The sequence below is a fragment of the Candidatus Manganitrophus noduliformans genome (genome assembly GCF_012184425.1).
Classification (GTDB): domain Bacteria; phylum Nitrospirota; class Nitrospiria; order SBBL01; family Manganitrophaceae; genus Manganitrophus; species Manganitrophus noduliformans.
On record NZ_VTOW01000001.1, the window covers coordinates 751,431 to 769,315 of the forward strand.

A 17,885-nucleotide genomic window follows, 5' to 3' on the forward strand; every position below is an offset into this window, starting at 1 on the left:
CATCCACCCTAGAAGCAATAGCTTGAACTGGTTTTAGAAACTTAAACATCGGCACCTCACAAATCCAAATCAAAAAGGATTTTTAAAATTTCTCTAATCGTGCCGCTGTAGTTGGCAACATCCGTATTCGTGATTTCAACAGTAGCTCTCTCGTGGATAAGTTTATTCCTTAGACTATAATAGTGCTTCACCTTGACTAGGAGTGTTGCTGGTATGGTCACCTTCTTTGATACTTCAGAGATCACGTCCGGTCTGTAGGCAAATAATTGTTTTATTTTTGAATCTGTGTACTCCTTTGGAGGAAACAGGTCATCGCGATGTACAATGAATTCTTTTAAAGCTATCTCAAAGTTGCTATCGAGGAGTATCAGGGCAATTCGGTTTTTTGTTTCGAGCTTTTGGCGGAACAGAATAGTGACCGCAGCAACTGATTCTACCAAGCCTAATGTCCAAGGTTGATTGGCTATCTTCGTTTCATTTTTTGCTTTCAGGGCTTCGACATGGGGAGTGTTTACCTTAGGAAGGGGTGGTAAAATTAGTCTCTTTCCTTGGGGAACCAATGCCCCACTTATTATCTGAACCTGACCTTGGGTAAACTTGAATACTGCCTCTTCCCAGTCGTTCTTAAGACGACGTGAGAGCGAGCTAAAGTGGCTTACTAATTGAATCAAGCAGGGTCGAATCGCTTGGAATAGAGGATGACTAAAATTAATACCAGTCTTACTACTATTCCATGGCATTAGCTTTGCTTTTCCATTCAGGCGTACGATTACACGACAGAGGGAGGCATCCGGATGAGGCACACCTGCTTCCGACGCTACAAAGTAGCCAACCTCTCGAGCTTTAAGTTCCTTGACAATTAAACGTTGGTTACAGTAGAAGTACACGCCATAGTTGTCTAATACAGGATCGCGATCGGAAATTAATCCAGCAGTAATCGCAACTGCAACCTTTCCTAAGCCTGGCAACTCCACCTCGGAGGTAACTTGCTGAGGCGAGTACCCAGGTGGAAACGTCCAATTCTCAAAATCTATTGGCTTCACAGACTCGCCGTTAAGGGAAATGGAGCAGGTTTCCATTTGAAGAAACCATTTATACGTCTCGCCAAGGTGTTGTTTGAAAAGTTCGACATCTGAAGCGCTAAATGTTTTACGAAGCGCAGATAAGTCAATTGAAGTTACACCTTCTTGGATATCGGGGATCTCATATGCTGGGATCTCCCAATCCGGCGATTCAAGCCAGTCCTTAGTAACGTCAATTTGATAAGTTTTATCTCCCTTTTTATGAGTCTTGATTATTGTGTTCTCGGCTAATGCTACAACCGCCCGCTTACTTCCAACTCCGAAAATACCAATTGTCTCAGAATCAGGACTGTTACTACTGCTTCCTGGGGCAATGAGTACCCGCAAATTTTCTTTGGAGACCCCACCGGCATTATCTTTAACGCAAATTAGCTGCCGATCCGGATCAAGGGTAATGTCTATAATCAGTGCGTCACGTGGGCTGGTAGCTCTCCATAAATCAAGTGCATTGTCGATGAGCTCGCATAAGGCAGTTTGAATATCATAATCACTAATGATTGACCAGAACAATCGTTTGTCTGGTGTGCCGTCGAGCATCGAGGATTCGCGTTTTTGAGTAACGTGATTCATGGTTGCTCCTCAACTAGTCACATGTATGAGCCCACCCGAAAATACTTTCTTAAGGACGGATTGTCGAAGGCGATTGGACCGGGTTAGAGCCTGCTCCGTCTCCTTCTCAAACACATCGATTGCAGATAATTGCCGTGCAGCCTCATTGACAATTTTCTTTATCTCCTCAGCTGGAGGGACGGGAAATTCAACTTTAGCAAAACGACCTGCGCTTAGATGTGCAATATTCGTTGTAATTGTTCCTATCCGGGTAAACCGACCAGACCGCATATAAGACCGGAATACTAACATGGGGTATTCTGATCCCAACAAAATGTGAGGACGAAATCGAATGAGGGTATTCGTGAAGCATGCACCTGGAAGCTCTCCCCGATAAATTGCTGGTCTGCCAAGTAGCTCAGGGCTCTGGCCCTCGTTCAATAAAATATCTCCAGGTTCCAACTTAAATTTCTCGAAATCTCTAGGGGAGAAGTCCATTTCCATTACATCTTCTAGATCGATACGATCTTCGAATACATTCTGTACTCGCAAATAAGGACGCATGTTGTGGCCTGAATGATATTTAGGCGCCCTCTGACGACCCAATTGGACATGCCCTATATCCCCTACTTGTGCCCAGCACCAATTTTCAGGAAGAGGACTAAAAGTTGAAACATCCGGAGGCTCCGTTCCGTCAAATTGCTCTTTCCATTCATTATTTGGTGATTCCTTCTTTTTGTCCTTCATGGTTAGCTGGTATTTTTTCACATAACTCTTTTCCGCAATAATCCGCTCCAAAAGCTTGCTTGCGGGTTCCACATCCGGGTGCTCTTTACGCCACTGCTCGGTGAGTTTGCCTTCGACGGCGGCTTTGAGGACGGCGGCTTTGTAGCGCTTGAGGTTGGCCTTGACCCGCTTGAGGTTGGCGACGGCTTCATCGAGGCGAGAGAATTGCTTTTCGATCTCCGCGACGATGTACTTTTGTTGATCATAAGGTGCAATAGGAATTGGAATCTGTTTTGCTTTTGAGCCGGACAGTTCTAAGAATGTAGTTCCGCTTGCGAAACTCTCAGCAAGATCTTTATTCCCTTTTAACCACCAATAGACGTAATCAGGCAGAATATCCTTGGTCTTTAGAACAAAGCTCTTAAAGCCCTGATTCGTAGAGACTTCATTACTTGCGATTGCGACGTACCCGACAGGTGCGCGTGACGTGAACAAGACGGTGCCTGAAGGCACCATACGTGCGGAAGAAGATTTAAGACCCCTTTCTGTAATAAAGCGCTCTCCATGACTAATATATTTTGCCGTGTAGCCCGAAAGATCTGCGGGTGTAATCCAGGGGATTGCACCACCCTCGAAATTTTCCGGATTATTTGTCCGAGGCGTGCCCCCTCCAACGACGTCGGCAATATCTCCCATCGTTGCCCAAGTCCAATTATTGGGAATACCAAAAGGAATTGTTTTCACGCTGCCAACGTCCCATTCAATTCTTCAATAATCGTATTCAATTCGTCACCAAACACCTGATAAACCTTCCCCAACCCGCCCTCCTGCGCAAAGGGCGCATAGTCGAAATCCTCCGCTTCGATGCTCAGGTTCGCAGCGATATGATCCCGAATCATCTCCAGCCAATGCCGCTGCTCCGCCGTGAACTTCTTCCCGCCACGCTCTTGACTAGCCATCCAGGCATTGAAGTTGGCATTGACCCGCTCCGGGAATGGAACGAGTTCTCGATCTTCATGGATAGCGAAGCGGACGAGGGAAACAAGATCGGTGAGAATGCGCTTGCCGCTCGCCCCTTTCACCTTTGATTTCTCCAACGCGGCATACGCCTGCCAGAGCTGCGATTCGTTCCAGAGATAGGGCGGCCTCTCAATCGCGGCGGCGAGTTCCTTGATCGCCTCGAAGGTAAGGCGCTGTTTGTACGGCTTGCTGTAGAGAATTTGCAGGGCGGTGATTTCGTCTTTGTGCTCTTGGATGAACTTCTCAAAACTCTGGACGATCCCTTTGGCCCGATCGAGCGCCGCCAGAGAAAACCCGGCTTCAATCACTTTGTCCTGGCTGACGTGATCGATCGTGATCTCGTTTTTCTTTTTAATCTCAACCAGCAACCCCCGGAGCTTCGGATCATAGAAAGGTTGGACCGCCTCTTTGAGAAGCCGCTCCGCCGCCGCGCGAACCGCTTCTTCATCGGGCGGTTGGTCGGCGGAAAGACCGCAATCGATCCGCGCCTGTTCGATGTGGCGGTCGGGGTCGACCGCCTCGACCAGCCGGTGGCTGAGCGCTTGCGCCGTGAGGCCGCCGCTTGCTTGAGCGATCTGTTTTTGATCATCGACGCTGAGGCGGTGCTCCATCCGCGCGAGGCGCGCGGCGATGCTGGTGAGAACATCCTCCTCGGTATTGCCGAAGGCGACCGCCTGGAGGAGCTTCTCGAATGAGACGCTCGGCTTCTTCTCCATCGGACGCGAATCGGTTTTGTCCTGCTCGCAGACCCCGACCGCATCGACGATCACGAAGTGATCTTTGAGCGTCGCGTCCGGCGTGACCTGCTTCAGCTCGTCGGGCGAAATGATCCGGACGCCGCGCCCCTTCATCTGCTCGAAGAAGGAGCGGGACTTCACCGCGCGAAAGAAGAAGACGATCTCGACCGGCTTGATATCGGTGCCGGTGGCGATCATATCGACCGTCACGGCGATTCGAGGCTGATAGCTGTTCCGAAAAGCTTTGATGAGATTTTTCGGCGTCTCGCCGGTGGTCCGGTAAGTGATCTTCTGGGCGAATTCGTTCCCTTTGCCGAACTCTTCGCGGACGATCTTCACGATCTCCTCGGCGTGGTTGTCATCCTTGGCGAAGATCAGCGTCTTCGGAACTTCGGTCCGGCCGGGGAAGATGTCAGTGAAGAGCTTTTCCTTGAAGGCTTTGACGATCGTCCGGATCTGATCGGGGGCGACCACATCGCGGTCGAGCTGGTCGGGGTTGTAGGCGAAGTCATCCTCCAACTGCTCCCACCGGGTCTTGCGCGTCTCGCGCTCGCGCTTCTCGACATAATAGCCCGCTTCCACCTTCGACCCCGCCGAGGAAATCGCGGTGCGGATGCGGTAGACATCGTAGTTGACGTTGACCCCATCGGCGACCGCCTGCTCGTGGGGATACTCCATCACGAGATTCTGGTGGAAGAAGCCGAAGGTCTGTTTGTTCGGCGTGGCGGTGAGGCCGATGAGGTAGGCGTCGAAATATTCGAGCACCTGCGCCCAGAGGTTGTAGATCGACCGATGGCATTCGTCGGTGACGATGATGTCGAACGTCTCGATGGGGATCGCCGGATTGTATTCGATCGGCTCCGGTTTCTTGAAGATCCGCTCCAGTCCGGCGACCGAGGTTTCTTCATCCTCTTCCGAAAGCTCTCTTCCCTTGAGCATCGAGTAGAGGCGCTGGATGGTGCTGATGCAGACTCGGGCGGTGGTGTCGAGGGTATTGTTGGCTAACCGCTGGACGATGAACTCTTCCGTAAATTTAAAGTTGTTGTAGGGCGAGACATACTGCTGGAACTCTTTGAGGGTCTGATCGCCGAGGTTGCCCCGATCGACCAGGAAGAGGATGCGCCGCGCCCCGGCAAACTTGATGAGGCGGTAGATAAAGGTGATGGCGGTGAAGGTCTTTCCGGAGCCGGTCGCCATCTGGATGAGGGCGCGGGGGCGATTTTCTTTGAGCGAGCGCTCCAGATTCTCAATCGCCTTGATCTGCGCGGGCCAGAGGCCGTCGGTGATCAGCGGCGGCATCTCCTGAACGCGCGAGAGAAATGTTTCAATCTGTTCGGCTGCAGCAGGTTCGGCGGCGAGACTGTTTCCATGCTGGTCAGCCCGTTTTTGAAATGGATCTTTTTTCTCCTGGGTCAACCATGCGGCGAGCGTCTCCGGCCGGTGAAAGGCAAAGATCGGGCGAGAGCGTGGCTGCGGGTCGAGGCCGTTCGTGAAGCGGGTCTCGATTCCGGTACTTTGGTAGAGAAATGGGAGCGGCCGACAATGCGCCGGGAGACCGGCGGGAAGGCCCTCGCTGTACTTCGCCGATTGAATTTCGACGCCGGTGAGGGTGCTCCCTTCTTTCTTCGCCTCGATCACGCCGGCTGCTTTCCCGTCGACATACAGAAGATAATCGGCAAATCCATAACCCGAAGCCAAAGGGAATTCTCGGACCGCAATGCCCGGGCCCGCATACAAGTTGACCTGATCGCGGCGTTGCACCAACCATCCCGCGGCCCTCAAAGTGGCGTCGATCCGCTGACGCGCCTGCTCTTCAGGTTTCGTCATAATGGGATTTGCCGCTCCTGGTATTTCTCTGGGGGATGAAACGAATGGTTTAATATAGAAAATCGGAAAGAAAAGCGCAAGGAAATAGATGGCACTCATTGTCCCTAAGCCTTAAATATTTCTAAAGCCGAGCGCCTATCAGTCAAAACCCGGAACATTTCACCCCGTCATGGCCCACTTTAAGAACAAAAAAACCTGGGGTATACTGGACCAATGATCAATTAGGAATCGTTCAATTAGGAATCTGGAAGAGGCAATCAGTCGATTAGGAATGAAGAGTTAGGAACTGAAATAAAGGGGAAGGAATGGCAAACAAAAAGCAAAAAGAAAAAGCGCGGGTGTCTAAAGAAGAACGCAAGGCGCAACGGGCCCGCTCCCGGATGGCGCTCTGGACATCGGTGATCGCCGGCGTGATGGCGGTGGTGATCGGCGTCGTCTGGATCGCGGCGCCGCCATCGGGCGAAGTGGCGGGCCGCCCCGATGCAACCCTCACCGAGATTTCACAAGACGAGTGGATCAAAGGGAATCCGAATGCCCCCGTGACGCTGGTCGAATACAGCGACTTTCAATGCCCCTCCTGCGGGACCTACTATCCTCTGCTCAAAGAGCTGAACAGCGAATTCAATGACCGGCTCCGGATCGTCTACCGCCACTATCCGTTGGGCTTCCACGCCCATGCGGAGTTGGCCGCACAGGCGGCGGAGGCGGCCGGGAAGCAGGGAAAGTTCTGGCAGATGCACGACCTGATTTTCAATCAGCAGAAGGATTGGTCCGAGAAGGTCGGAAGCGCCCGGCCGCTCTTTGTCGGCTACGCGCGGGAGCTCGGACTCGACATGGAACGCTTTGAAGCCGATCTCGATTCGAAAGAGGTCCGGCAGGCGGTCGAAGCCGACCGACGCTCCGGCGACCGGCTGGGGGTCGATGGGACGCCGACCTTTTTTCTCAACGGGGTAAAAATCCAAAACCCGCGCGGCTACAATCCATTCAAGAATCTGATCGAGAAAGCGATGACCGATGCCTCCTAAGCGGATCATCGTCGCCCTGCTGCTGGCGGCGAGCCTGATCGGCTTTGTCGACGCCGCGTATCTGACCGCCAAGCATTATCTCGGCGCCCCGCCCCCCTGCGGGCGCTTCGGCGGGTGCGAGACGGTGACCACCAGCGAATACGCTACCATTGCCGGGGTCCCGCTCGCGCTGCTGGGGGCCGTCTACTATCTCGCCGTTTTTCTCTCGGTCATCGCCTACCTCGACACACGCCGCCCCGGAATCCTCCGGATGACCGCCGGCTTTACCGCCGTCGGCTTTGTCGCCTCGGTCTGGTTCGTCTATCTTCAGCTCTTCGTGATCAAAGCAATCTGCCCCTACTGCATGCTTTCGGCCTTCGCCTCGACGGTCTTGTTCATCGCCGGGATGATGGCGCTTCGAGAAGGGGAGGGACAAATTATTTCTAATCCGTAATTGCCTTCTTCTTCTCCGCCTCCATCAGCAGCCTTACCACCTCCGCAAATCCCCGCTCTTTTGCATAGACCTGCGCGGTTCTCCCCATCTGGTCTTTGGCGCGGACATCGGCGCCCCCTTCAACAAGGGCCCGGGCGATCTCCAATTGCCCGCTGATCGCCGCCCACATCAGCGCGGTGCGCCCGTCTCTTCCCCGGACGTCGCGGTTCGCCCCCCCTTTGAGGAGCAGCCGGACCATCTCCGCCTCGCTCGATTGCGCGGCGAGAAGGAGCGGCGGCTCCACGAACCCGACGCCGGCGTTTAAATCGGCCCCCCGTTCGATCAACAACGGCAGCATGTTTGTTTTTCTTCCGGCGATCGCGGCGATCAACGGTGTCTTGTCGGCGTCGACGGCGTTGACATCGACCCCTTTATCCAGCAACAACCGGGCGATCTCCAGATGCCCTCCTTGGGCCGCCGACCGAAGGGCCGTCGCCGTCGGCGTCGCCCCGCGCTCCAGCAGCAGCTTGGCGGTTTGCAGATGGCCCCCGCCCGCGGCGGCGCCGAGCGGGGCGCCGTAGACCGGGACCGGGCCGTTGGGATCGGCGCCGCGATCAAGGAAAAATTTCACGATCTCCGTGTGGCCCCGGAAGGCGGCGCTTCCGACCGGATTGAATTCAGGCGCCGTCTTCGCATCGGCGGCGACCCCGTGGTGGAGCAGCAGGTGAATGACGTCGAGATGGCCGTTGGCGGCGGCCCGCTCCAGCGCGGAGGTCTTCTCCGCCTCGGTGACGTCGGCGGTTTCCTCCAGAAATAACTCGACCGTATCGACGTAGCCGTTCTGCGCGGCGGCCACCACCGAGGTCATCCGTGTTTTATCTTGCTCGCACGCCCGCGCGCCGGACCCGAGCAACGCCGCGACGGCCTCCCGCCGGCCGTTGGCGGCCGCCCAGAGCAAAGGGGATTGCGAGCCGCCGCCGCAAAGATCGGCCTTGTTTTGAAGCAGCAGCTTCACAATCGCCGCGTGTCCGTTTCCCGCCGCCCAAACCAGCGCCGACCGGCCGTTCGAATCAAGGACGTTCGGACCCATCCCCCCTTCCAGAAACAAGGAGACCGTTTCGGAATTTCCTTTCCGGACTTCTTCGAGGAACGCTTCCTCGGAAAAGGGGATCTTGAGCGCTTCCAGGAGCGAGCGGATCGACGGCTCCTCCCGGGCGTGCGCCGTCAGGGGAAAAGAGATCAGTGCGAGCAGGGCGAAGAACCATCTAAAAACCATCCTTACCTCCAAAGATCAATGTTCGTTCCAGCGGTCCGAAACAGGAGGAAAACGGCCGGATCATAAAATCGCCGGGCACCCTTATTATATGGAAGGATGCCCGGCGAAGTAGTTTAAAATCTGGTGAGCCGTGAAGGACTTGAACCTTCGACCCGCTGATTAAGAGTCTTCTTCGTCCAATTTTCTTTAAACCCTCGTACTACCTGTAGATTTTCAATCAATTCGACCACAATATATCGAAAAACCTTTTGGGTTTATGGGTGTCTTTTATCGGGTTGTGGTGAACGGTTCACCACTTTTCCCAGGTCCGGCAGGAAGTGAAAGTAGTTTTTTAAGACTGTCTCGATCCGGTCCCCCATCGTTTGTGCGACCCAGGCCGGGGAGCGTCCCTGAGTGAGTGCGATGGTGGCGAAGGTGTGCCGGGTGGAATACATCTCCCGCCGGCGGAGATCCGCTTTCTTCATCCATTTGTGCCAGACGTGTTTTGAGAGATATTCCTGATCGAGGGGTAAACCGTTCGGCCGGCAGAAAAAAAGATCGTGGTCGGCTTTGATCTTCTTTCGAATCTTCATCCATCGAAAAAGGGCAGCTTCGACCCCCGGCTCCATGTCGATGGTTCGCTGTCCGCCGTCCGTTTTGGTCGGCCCCTCCTCGCCGCGGACGATCGCATTGTAAACCTCGATCCTCTTGTAAGCAAAATCGAAATTCTTCTCCCGGAGCGCAAGCTGCTCGGACGGCCGCATTCCGGTGTGAAACTGGATAAAGAACCAGGGTTCGTAAAACGGATCTACTGTACAAAGATACAGGTCTCTTTCGGCCTCGGTACAGAAGGCCAACGGACGGCGCCGGTTGGCCCCTGAGAAGCGGGGAATCGGGAAGTCGATCTTTGCCGTCTTCAACATCATTCGAAGAACGACAAAGGTGTACTTCATCGTCCTGGGAGAAGCCTTCTGGTCAACGAGCTTTTTCTTGAGCGCTTCGGTAATCCGGTCGACACTCTCTGAAAACTGGAAAAGGGGGGAGTCTCCGAAGAGCGGAATCAGGTAAAAGTTTGTGATCGAGGTATAGGATTGATGGGTGGAGAGACGCAGCTCGGGCGGCGCTTTCTTTTTCAGCCACTCCTCGGCGTGATCCCGGAAGACCCGCGGGCCCCCCGGTTTAAACAGCTTTGCCTTGTTCCCCTGGGGGAAGTGGCGAAGATAGGAAAACTCCCCGGCATCGATCTCATGGGTGATATCGCGGACCCACTTCTCGAGCGCTTCGAACGCGCGAGGATCGTCGGGGATGAAGGTGTCGCCGGATTTCTTCGCGCGGATCTTCGTTCCCTCGCAACACTGGATCAGCTTACCGGCGACCTTCACGCGGAAGCGGATCGAGAGAAAACCATGATGATTGAGGACGAGGTAGGCCATTTACTCAGTCACAGGTTGTGTGAATTATGCCGTCTGGATGCCACTGCTTGGTATAGCAATTTATCGGCCCGCTTTCTCGGATGGAGCGATTTAAATCGTCGTAAGATCTTTGTTGTTGCTGCTGCATTTGGAGAAACATTCCAGATGCCTCCATGAGTGCCCGGCCATTGTCTCTGGTTGAATACCTATTACTTTCTTCCCTAAGTTCATATCTAGCATAAGCAATATCCCAAAAACGCTGGGCGAACCCATTTGCCAAAGCCTGGTCTTCTGAAAGAAATTTGCCGCCCTTTCCGCGTTCAGCAAAAGTGGTTAAAAGCTCGATATAGCCGGTCAGTGTTTCGTTGTGCTCCGGAAATTCCTCTTTAACTCTTTCCCAATACTTTATCTGCTTTACCGCTTCCGGTATACCAGAGGAAGCTAATTCATTATGGTAATTGCTGATTCTCTCTACCCTTGTATTCCATTCAGAGGTGACGCACCCAGTGATAATCGACACAAGAATAAAAACCACTTTACGCATATCATCCTCCCCTTAGTAAAAGTTTGGATTCGCAAAAACCTGCCACCTCATCTTTTCCCTCCATGCGGCTCCCGCCGGCGGGCTCCCCGGATGATGTCGTAGGCTTCGAGCGTCATCCTACGTATATTTATGGGTTGCTTCATAATATCCACCATGAAAAAATCGGAGATTTCCGTAAGGCGATTGTACGGAGATTCTAGGAGTGCGTATTCTGCATCAGTATATTGTCTTTGTTTTTGAGTGTTTGGAAACTGGATAATTTTTGCTTCCGGACCGTATGAGAAAAACCTTGAAGAAATAAAGACTTTTCCGGAGTATGTATATGCCCTTAATAAATCTTGTCGAAGCTGGTCAACAGATAGGTCAAGCTCGTCTGCCTTTAGAAAGGAGGCCAATTCGATAAGTTGGTTTATCGAGCCTTCTTTTCGTTGTCTTTCTTCGGCTGATTCGATTTCTGAGGGGTGGGCTGTGGCTGTCCGAAACCCCTCAAACGTAACGCTTCTTCTGCTCTTTTCGCTTGTTCTATCCATCCGCTTATTACCTCCGGTCGCTGATTTGGTGGGACCTTCTCAAGCAACATCAAAAAATTCGGACTAAGCGTGATCTGTTTTTCACCTGTGGCGAGATATCGGCCGTAGGATAGCCACTCTTCCCGCCTTCCTTTTTCCGAGACGAGATCCGCGATCTCTTTGACCTCCGTGTCGATTGCCTCGGGCGTCACCTCCTTTCCAAGTAGAAGCCAATCAATCGAAACCCCTGATGCTTCGTGGATTTTAAAAAGAGTTTCCCCTCCTGGGATGCTGCTTCCATCGATATACCGCTGAAAAGTTCCTGGGCTTATCCCGGCAAGACGCGCGAGTCTACCCGGCTTTCCTTTGAACTTTTCAGCGATAAGAAGTTTTAGCCTTTCTGTAAGCCCTTGAATAATCTGCACAATAAAAACTTTCTAAAAAAAGAAAGATTTTTGTTGACAACATTCTCAATTTAGAATATAGTCAGTTCATCAAACAGTTTTATCTACAAAATAGAGAAATAGATGGAGGGTAGCAAATTGGGAAAGTCTTTGCAAACCAAAAAGACAAAAACCTCGAACGAAAGAGTATTTAAGGCGATGGTGGCTGTCGAAATATTCGAATACAAGCAGCTGCACGAAGCCGTCGAGAAAAAGCTGAAAATGACGGTCAAGTATCAGACCTTCATGAAAGTGATCTCCGGCAAACTTCTTTCCGGCCCAAAAGCGGAAGCGATCATGAACACGGTCGCCGAGCTTGTAGGAAAGAAGGTCAAGACCCTCTGGCCGGAATTGGAGGAGGCCGCCTAAATGCACTCCAACGATGAAATCTACGGACCCCGCGAGACGGCGCGCTTCAATGGCGCTGAACAACAAATTCTCGCCAACGCCTGTAAAGCGCTGTCCATCCAAAAATCTGATGCGCTTCGAAAGGGTCCCGAAGCGCTGATACTTCTTCCTGAACTTCAATCCAAAATCACCGAAGCCGAATACGTTTTATCCGAAATGAAAAAAATGCTTCAAGGGTTTATCTCTAACATGCACGTTCGATCCACGTCGAGTAAGACATTTTCGGACGAGCGTCTGACACCTATGGAGCGGCGCCGTGGTTTTGTCGGACAGGTGGCATACGAGAGGCGACGAGCGTGAAAAAGATAACAACCGATACGCGGTGAGTGGGGGATAGAGGCAATGAAATTCGAGATTAAATCACGATGGGACGGCTCGGTACTATTTTCGATTGAAACGGAATCATGGAGGCTGGCTGTTGAGGCGGCCCTTAAAGCAAGGGCGAACCTCCGCTATGCGGACCTCCGCTCTGCGAACCTCCGCTATGCGGACCTCCGCTATGCGAACCTCAGCTATGCGAACCTCCGCTCTGCGGACCTCAGCTCTGCGGACCTCAGCTATGCGGACCTCCGCTCTGCGGACCTCAGCTCTGCGGACCTCAGCTATGCGGACCTCAGCTCTGCGGACCTCAGCTCTGCGGACCTCCGCTCTGCGGACCTCAGCTCTGCGGACCTCAGCTCTGCGGACCTCAGCTCTGCGGACCTCAGCTCTGCGGACCTCAGCTATGCGAAAAACCTTTCCCCGTTTCTTTGTACTCCTCTTTTGATGTTGTTGGATCAACCCGGAAAGATTAGGGCCTACAAACTCGTTAATGCCGATGGTGAGGGGCCATACAACGGCGGGATCAAATACGAGATGGACGGTGAATATTCAGAGAAAAAAGCGAACACAGATCCGAACAAGCATTGCGGAGCCGGGATTAATCTTGCCACGCTCGATTGGTGCATGAAGGAATGGAGAGAAGGGTACAAGATTCTAATAGCCGAATTTACAGCAAAAGATATCGCCGCGATTCCGACCGGAACAGACGGGAAGTTCCGATGTAAGAAAGTCAAAATTGTCGGAGAAGTGGATTTAAAAAAGATCGGTCTGGTTAAAGAAGCGGAAAAGGTGCGGCCATGAAGAAATTGACAATCGAGGAGGCGGCTGAACTAACTGACGGGCTTTATAAACCCGCCACTCTTCGGTACTTCATCAAGCGCAAGATTCTTCGCCGGATCACCGTTCCTGGGGGTGAGGGGGAGTTTATAAAAGTTGGCACCGGGAAGTCTTCCCCGGTCCGGATCATCGAAGAACGGTTTCGAATTTGGCTGCACAAGAGAACGTATCCGGGGGATGAAGCCGATCGGCGCGGTGTGCCGATGGCAGCGGTGGGACGAAGATGAAAAGTGTTTTGCGGATTGAGGGGGGAGATAACCACATGGACCCGTCATCCAGATGTGGAAACCTGAACCTCATAGGGCTACCTGGCTCCCACAGTGAGGTCAACAATAGCCCAGGGACACGAGAAGGGAAGGGGAGTGACGACCTCGCCCGACTCGTGCCCCGCTCAATCCGCAAAACCTTCTTTCTGTGGAAATAACCATGACCCTCTACGAAGAGCTCGAAGTGGAAAAAACAGCGACCCCGGAAGAGATCAAAAAAGCCTATCGGAAGAAGTCGAAGCAGGTTCATCCGGATCATAACCCGGACGATCCGAAGGCGGCGGAGAAGTTTGGCGAGTTAACAAAAGCCTACGACATCCTCATTGATGAAGAGAAGCGGAAGCGGTACGACGCCGGCGAAGATCCGGACGCCATGAGGAACATGAAGACGCCGCGGGATATGGCGGTTCATGCGGTGATGAACCTCTTCTCTCAGGTGATCGAGCAGGTAGACGAGAATCACACCGACATTTTCAGCGTGATGAAAGAGAGGGTCCATAACAACATTTCGAAATTCAAGGGTGAGATTAAGAGAGGGGAAAATCAGATCAGAAAATACCAATCTGCCATGAAGCGAATTTCCCACAAGAAGAAATCCCAGGAGAACATTTTTATTCAGTCGCTCGAAGCGCAGATCCGGAGCGTTGAGGGTGGGAAGGCTCAATTCGAAGAGCAGATCAAGATTGCCGAAATCGCCCTGACGATCATCGATGACTACAAGTATCAGGTGGATGAGGATCTGCCGACCTATGGGCAGCCCATGAACCGCTTCACCATCGGAGGAATCTGGCGATGAAAAAACAACCGTTCTTCCTAGGTGCTCATGTAACACGGTACCAGCTTCGGATGTCTCCGATTGAGATATTCGCTTTCTGGCTGGCGGTCGTGTTCATCTTCACCGGTATCTCTCTGATGGTCTGGCCGGTCATGCGGACCTACTTTGTTTTTCTCGCGGGGATGATTGCAGGAATGTTGTTGATGATCGGGATCGATTGGTTGATGGAAAAACTTGAAGACGGTCCGGGAGGAAATTCATGATTCCACAATTCGAACAAGCGGTGTCTTACTTCAAGGCCGTCATTCTCGATGATCTTGGGGTTTACTGTTGGGTCGCCGGCGGAGCGGTGCGGGATTACTTCTCGATCGGAAGAACAACTTCGGACATTGACGTGTTTTTCCCGGATCATCTCGCTTTTGATATCGCCGTCTTGGTCATGAAGGCGAAGGCCGGGAATCCCACATTCGATGATGGCCGGGTGATGAATTTTAACTTTAAGGGCCACACGATTCAGCTTATCTCTTCTCATTACTTCGAAGATCCCGCAAAAACGATTGAAGCCTTCGATTTTACCGTCGCGTGTGCGGCGGTCGATCACGAGAAGGTCTACCACCATCCAACTTTCTTTATGGATTTGGCTTCCAAAAAACTGGTGATCAACAAGCTTCCCTATCCCCTCTCCACCCTGCAACGGGTTCAGAAGTACGTCAAGAAGGGATACACCATTTGCAATGGTGGGCTTTTGGAATTATCGAGGGCGATCCAGGTGGTGAACCTTCAAGATCCATCTCAGAATGTTTTCGAGTTTTATCCGAATGGGACACCTAAATTTGTGAGGTTTGATTGAACCATGCCACGAAATCTTGACGGTAACAATGCGCTCCGGTTTGTCGATGCGGTCGCCCAAGGGAAGGTGAACCACGAGAATGCTTCCGAGTTTGTTAAGGGGCTTCTCGGGATGAGCGGAGATCCGGCGGAGGTGAACGAAACTTTTATGGAAAAGGGAAAACCAGATGAGTGAAACATCTTTTCAAATGGAACCGGTTGAATCGACCAATATCGCGGCGCGTGGGTACGATCCGGAGACACAAACGCTTCGCATTGAGCTTAAAGGCGGTGGTGTTTACGACTATCCCGATTTTACTCCCCAGGAGTATGAAGATTTCAAGTCGTCGCCGTCGGCCGGGAAATTTTTCTTTTCAAAAATCAAGGGAAAGTTGTTCAAGAAAATCAAATAGGAGGGGGGCAATGCCAAGAAAGAAACGGGGAAAATGTCCGATCTGTGTAGATGGGAAAGGAAAATATTTTGTGATTGTTGAGGGGGCTCCGGCTTTGATCGAAAAGGAATGTCCGATCGACGGCAGGAAGAAAGCGCCGAAGCCTGTCGTGATGGAGCCCGTTCAGACTTCTTTGGTCGGGTCACCGACATGAAGATTCCGGCCGCTTGGATGGTCAGCAAGGGGGTTTCCTACGCGATTGTTCGACTGGCCGGAGGCACGTCCGAGCCGCTTTACTGTGGAACGGACGTGTACGAGGCAGCAATGGAGTTTAGCCTGCAAGCTGGATTGCTCGAATCCGGAGAGATCGAATTGGTCGATTCGAACGGAGAATGGCTGGAGAAGTTTAGCAGGTAAACAACCAAAAGGAGGAATGAAAATGTCAACAGCAAGCACAGTCAGTATTGATGATAGCGGAGATTTCGAACATCCGCCGGTGTGTACAACCCTTGGACGGTGTTTCAAGATTGTAGACATTGGAACACAACGCGGAGAATACATGGGGGAACCAACGAAAAAACGGAAGATGATCGTGTCTTTTGAACTTCCCACAAAACTGATGCAGGACGGTCGGCCGTTTGTTGTAAGTAAATTTTGGACGCGATCTCTTCACAAAAATGCCGATTTTCGAAAGGACCTGGAAACCTGGCGCGGAATCGCTTTTACCGAAGAAGAGCTTAAGGCATTCGATATTAATCGGCTTCTCACGAAACCTTGCATGCTTTCCATTGTCGCAAAAGGCGGTGGAAAAGAGGGGGTGAAGGTTGGGGCGATTACCGGCGTTCCCGACGGCATCACTATTCCCGCGCAAGTCAACCCGTCTTTCTCCTTCTGGATCGGCGATTGGAATCAGGAGAAATTTGAATCGCTGACGGACGGAGTGAAAGCCTTAATCATGCGTTCAGATGAGTATAAGGCGATGGTCGGAGGCGGTGCTCAGGTTCCGGCCGCGGCGGCCGCTGGTGGTTCAAGCGCTGCGAAGGTTCCATTCTAAGGAGTCCCATGCCGACCACGGCACTCGAACCAACAATCGATGAACTCCATCGGTATTGGCTGGGGAATAAGCAAAAAGCCGGTGTCTCTCAGATTTTAGAGGGCACCGGCTTTATCCAGCCGAACTCGTTCTGGACCGACGAAGGAAGAGAGAAAGGAATCCGCCTTCATGCTGCTTGTTTCGAAATCAACATGGAGACCTTCGATTTCGATGATACCGACCTGGATGTCTATCTGGAAGCCGTCTCCTATGCGGAATGGAAGGTACTCAAAGGGTTCAAGATCCTCTTCGATTTGGAGGGGAAGCCGCTTGCGGAAAGACGGTTTTACTCCAGTATCCACGATTTTTGCGGCACACTCGATGCCTTCGGCACCTTCGGCGATAACGCCTATGTTGTGGTCGATTTTAAACGCGGGAAGGCCATGGCGTGTGCCAAGTATCAGACCGCCCTTTACGTTCAACTGATTTGTGAGAATTCCGAACGACTTTTAGGAAAGAAAATTTATCCCTTCCAGGTAAAGCGGTTCGCTCTTGATGGGATTGGACGCGAACGTCCACATATGGAGCCGTTTGAGGATAAAACCGATTTAAACATTGCCCTCGCCGCGGTGACCTGCTTCAACCGGCAGGTCCGCGACGGCATTCGAAAACTATGAGGTATGAAAATGACAATGGAATTGATTGCACAGGAAGTCAGAACAGAAATCAGCGGAATCGTTGAAGCGGCGAAAGCGCTTCAAGTGGTTGATCATCACGCCCTCGTTTTTGCCGATCAAGAGTTTAACCGGATTCGGGAAAAAAAGAAAATCATTCTCTCGAAGCTTGACCCGATCCGAGACGGATTTGAGCAAGAGAAAAAGAAGGTGATCGCAGTTATCAAAGAATTGACTGCCCCATGCGATCAAGCGACAGAGATTTACGAAGCGAAGATCCTCACCTACAAAGCCTGGGTCAAGAAAAAGGAAGAGGAGGAACGGAACCGACTTCAAGCACTCAAAGATCAGCAGGCGAAGGAGGCGAAACAGAAAGAGGCCGAAGAGCTTTTGAGGTTGGCTGAAACCGTCGAAAAGGGGGGAGATCCGGAGCAAGCGGCGGCGCTCATGGAAGAGGCGATAAAGATCGAGTCGAAGCCGGTTCAATCGGTTCACGTCGAAATTGCGCCGACACTGCCGAAGCTGCAAAGCGTTGAGAAGCAGACGTACCATGCCGAAGTGGTCGATTTGGAGGCGCTTATCAAGGCGGTCTTCGAGGGGAAGGTTCCGCGCGCGGCGATCAAGATCGAAGCGAACATGACCTATCTGAACAATCGAGCGAAGATGGAAGAGGCGTCTTTGAACATCCCGGGCGTGGAGTCAAAGCCGAAGGACACCCTCGCCAAGGGGCGGTCGAAGCCGGCGACCGATATTTTCGGATCGAACAACGGCGCCGCGAAGGGAACGGCGGTGGTTCCACTGTTTTAGGGG

Annotated in this window: 21 protein-coding genes and 1 pseudogene; 15 read left to right on the forward strand and 7 right to left on the reverse strand. The window is 52.3% G+C overall.

The window, feature by feature from the left end; genetic code table 11:
• Positions 1 to 56 precede the first annotated feature (56 nt).
• The 3 genes from MNODULE_RS03620 to MNODULE_RS03630 are packed head-to-tail and all read right to left on the reverse strand — an operon-like array spanning position 57 to position 5,941.
• Entirely contained in the window at positions 57 to 1,652 is a 1,596-nt protein-coding gene (locus MNODULE_RS03620) for an ATP-binding protein (RefSeq protein WP_168058110.1), read from the reverse strand.
• Between the two features lie 9 nt (positions 1,653 to 1,661).
• Positions 1,662 to 3,101, reverse strand: coding sequence for a restriction endonuclease subunit S (locus MNODULE_RS03625; RefSeq protein ID WP_168058111.1), 1,440 nt, complete (start codon positions 3,099 to 3,101; stop codon positions 1,662 to 1,664).
• Positions 3,098 to 5,941, reverse strand: a complete 2,844-nt coding sequence (locus MNODULE_RS03630) for a type I restriction endonuclease subunit R (RefSeq protein WP_168058112.1) — start codon at positions 5,939 to 5,941, stop codon at positions 3,098 to 3,100. Before MNODULE_RS03630 ends, MNODULE_RS03625 begins: the two co-directional genes overlap by 4 nt.
• Before the next feature lie 305 nt (positions 5,942 to 6,246).
• Here MNODULE_RS03630 and MNODULE_RS03635 point away from each other — a divergent pair, with 305 nt between their 5' ends.
• Positions 6,247 to 6,966: a DsbA family protein gene (locus tag MNODULE_RS03635; RefSeq protein ID WP_168058113.1), complete on the forward strand. Its 720-nt coding sequence runs from the start codon at positions 6,247 to 6,249 to the stop codon at positions 6,964 to 6,966.
• Positions 6,956 to 7,399: a vitamin K epoxide reductase family protein gene (locus tag MNODULE_RS03640; RefSeq protein ID WP_168058114.1), complete on the forward strand. Its 444-nt coding sequence runs from the start codon at positions 6,956 to 6,958 to the stop codon at positions 7,397 to 7,399. Before MNODULE_RS03635 ends, MNODULE_RS03640 begins: the two co-directional genes overlap by 11 nt.
• Here MNODULE_RS03640 and MNODULE_RS03645 read toward each other — a convergent pair.
• The 4 genes from MNODULE_RS03645 to MNODULE_RS03660 all read right to left on the reverse strand — a co-directional run bounded on the left by MNODULE_RS03645 (position 7,389) and on the right by MNODULE_RS03660 (position 11,523).
• Positions 7,389 to 8,654, reverse strand: a complete 1,266-nt coding sequence (locus MNODULE_RS03645) for an ankyrin repeat domain-containing protein (RefSeq protein ID WP_168058115.1) — start codon at positions 8,652 to 8,654, stop codon at positions 7,389 to 7,391. The genes MNODULE_RS03640 and MNODULE_RS03645 overlap by 11 nt on opposite strands.
• 254 nt (positions 8,655 to 8,908) lie before the next feature.
• The gene (locus tag MNODULE_RS03650; protein WP_168058116.1) at positions 8,909 to 10,066 is read right to left on the reverse strand and encodes a site-specific integrase; all 1,158 of its coding nucleotides are present in this window, start codon (positions 10,064 to 10,066) and stop codon (positions 8,909 to 8,911) included.
• Positions 10,067 to 10,070: 4 nt separating this feature from the next.
• Complete coding sequence (locus tag MNODULE_RS03655; RefSeq protein ID WP_168058117.1) at positions 10,071 to 10,589, reverse strand: hypothetical protein; 519 nt, start codon at positions 10,587 to 10,589, stop codon at positions 10,071 to 10,073.
• 409 nt (positions 10,590 to 10,998) lie between these two features.
• Positions 10,999 to 11,523: a helix-turn-helix domain-containing protein gene (locus tag MNODULE_RS03660; protein ID WP_168058118.1), complete on the reverse strand. Its 525-nt coding sequence runs from the start codon at positions 11,521 to 11,523 to the stop codon at positions 10,999 to 11,001.
• 117 nt (positions 11,524 to 11,640) lie between these two features.
• On the opposite strand from MNODULE_RS03660, the gene MNODULE_RS03665 reads away from it, so the two are divergent.
• From MNODULE_RS03665 to MNODULE_RS03725, 13 genes and pseudogenes are all read left to right on the forward strand, one after another.
• Positions 11,641 to 11,910, forward strand: coding sequence for a hypothetical protein (locus tag MNODULE_RS03665; protein WP_168058119.1), 270 nt, complete (start codon positions 11,641 to 11,643; stop codon positions 11,908 to 11,910).
• Positions 11,911 to 12,249: a hypothetical protein gene (locus MNODULE_RS03670; RefSeq protein ID WP_168058120.1), complete on the forward strand. Its 339-nt coding sequence runs from the start codon at positions 11,911 to 11,913 to the stop codon at positions 12,247 to 12,249. It abuts the gene before it with no gap.
• Between the two features lie 42 nt (positions 12,250 to 12,291).
• Positions 12,292 to 13,071 carry a pentapeptide repeat-containing protein gene (locus MNODULE_RS03675; protein ID WP_168058121.1) on the forward strand — a complete coding sequence of 260 codons (780 nt, stop codon included), beginning with the start codon at positions 12,292 to 12,294 and terminating at the stop codon, positions 13,069 to 13,071.
• Entirely contained in the window at positions 13,068 to 13,334 is a 267-nt protein-coding gene (locus MNODULE_RS03680) for a hypothetical protein (protein ID WP_168058122.1), read from the forward strand. Before MNODULE_RS03675 ends, MNODULE_RS03680 begins: the two co-directional genes overlap by 4 nt.
• 199 nt (positions 13,335 to 13,533) lie before the next feature.
• Positions 13,534 to 13,725: pseudogene (locus MNODULE_RS25395) on the forward strand (DnaJ domain-containing protein); the annotation flags it as partial.
• Positions 13,726 to 14,165: 440 nt separating this feature from the next.
• Positions 14,166 to 14,411 carry a hypothetical protein gene (locus MNODULE_RS03690; RefSeq protein ID WP_168058124.1) on the forward strand — a complete coding sequence of 82 codons (246 nt, stop codon included), beginning with the start codon at positions 14,166 to 14,168 and terminating at the stop codon, positions 14,409 to 14,411.
• Positions 14,408 to 14,998, forward strand: coding sequence for a Gabija anti-defense Gad2 family protein (locus MNODULE_RS03695; RefSeq protein ID WP_168058125.1), 591 nt, complete (start codon positions 14,408 to 14,410; stop codon positions 14,996 to 14,998). The genes MNODULE_RS03690 and MNODULE_RS03695 overlap by 4 nt, the downstream gene beginning before the upstream one ends.
• Positions 14,999 to 15,001: 3 nt before the next feature.
• Positions 15,002 to 15,172 (forward strand): hypothetical protein, encoded by a 171-nt coding sequence (locus MNODULE_RS03700; protein ID WP_168058126.1) that lies wholly within the window; start codon positions 15,002 to 15,004, stop codon positions 15,170 to 15,172.
• The gene (locus MNODULE_RS03705; RefSeq protein WP_168058127.1) at positions 15,165 to 15,389 is read left to right on the forward strand and encodes a KTSC domain-containing protein; all 225 of its coding nucleotides are present in this window, start codon (positions 15,165 to 15,167) and stop codon (positions 15,387 to 15,389) included. Before MNODULE_RS03700 ends, MNODULE_RS03705 begins: the two co-directional genes overlap by 8 nt.
• A 108-nt stretch (positions 15,390 to 15,497) precedes the next feature.
• Positions 15,498 to 15,785, forward strand: a complete 288-nt coding sequence (locus tag MNODULE_RS03710) for a hypothetical protein (protein WP_168058128.1) — start codon at positions 15,498 to 15,500, stop codon at positions 15,783 to 15,785.
• Between the two features lie 22 nt (positions 15,786 to 15,807).
• Positions 15,808 to 16,422, forward strand: coding sequence for a phage replication initiation protein, NGO0469 family (locus MNODULE_RS03715; RefSeq protein ID WP_168058129.1), 615 nt, complete (start codon positions 15,808 to 15,810; stop codon positions 16,420 to 16,422).
• Between the two features lie 8 nt (positions 16,423 to 16,430).
• The gene (locus tag MNODULE_RS03720) at positions 16,431 to 17,078 is read left to right on the forward strand and encodes a hypothetical protein (protein WP_168058130.1); all 648 of its coding nucleotides are present in this window, start codon (positions 16,431 to 16,433) and stop codon (positions 17,076 to 17,078) included.
• A 9-nt stretch (positions 17,079 to 17,087) separates the two neighbouring features.
• Positions 17,088 to 17,882 carry a hypothetical protein gene (locus MNODULE_RS03725; RefSeq protein WP_168058131.1) on the forward strand — a complete coding sequence of 265 codons (795 nt, stop codon included), beginning with the start codon at positions 17,088 to 17,090 and terminating at the stop codon, positions 17,880 to 17,882.
• Positions 17,883 to 17,885: the final 3 nt, after the last annotated feature.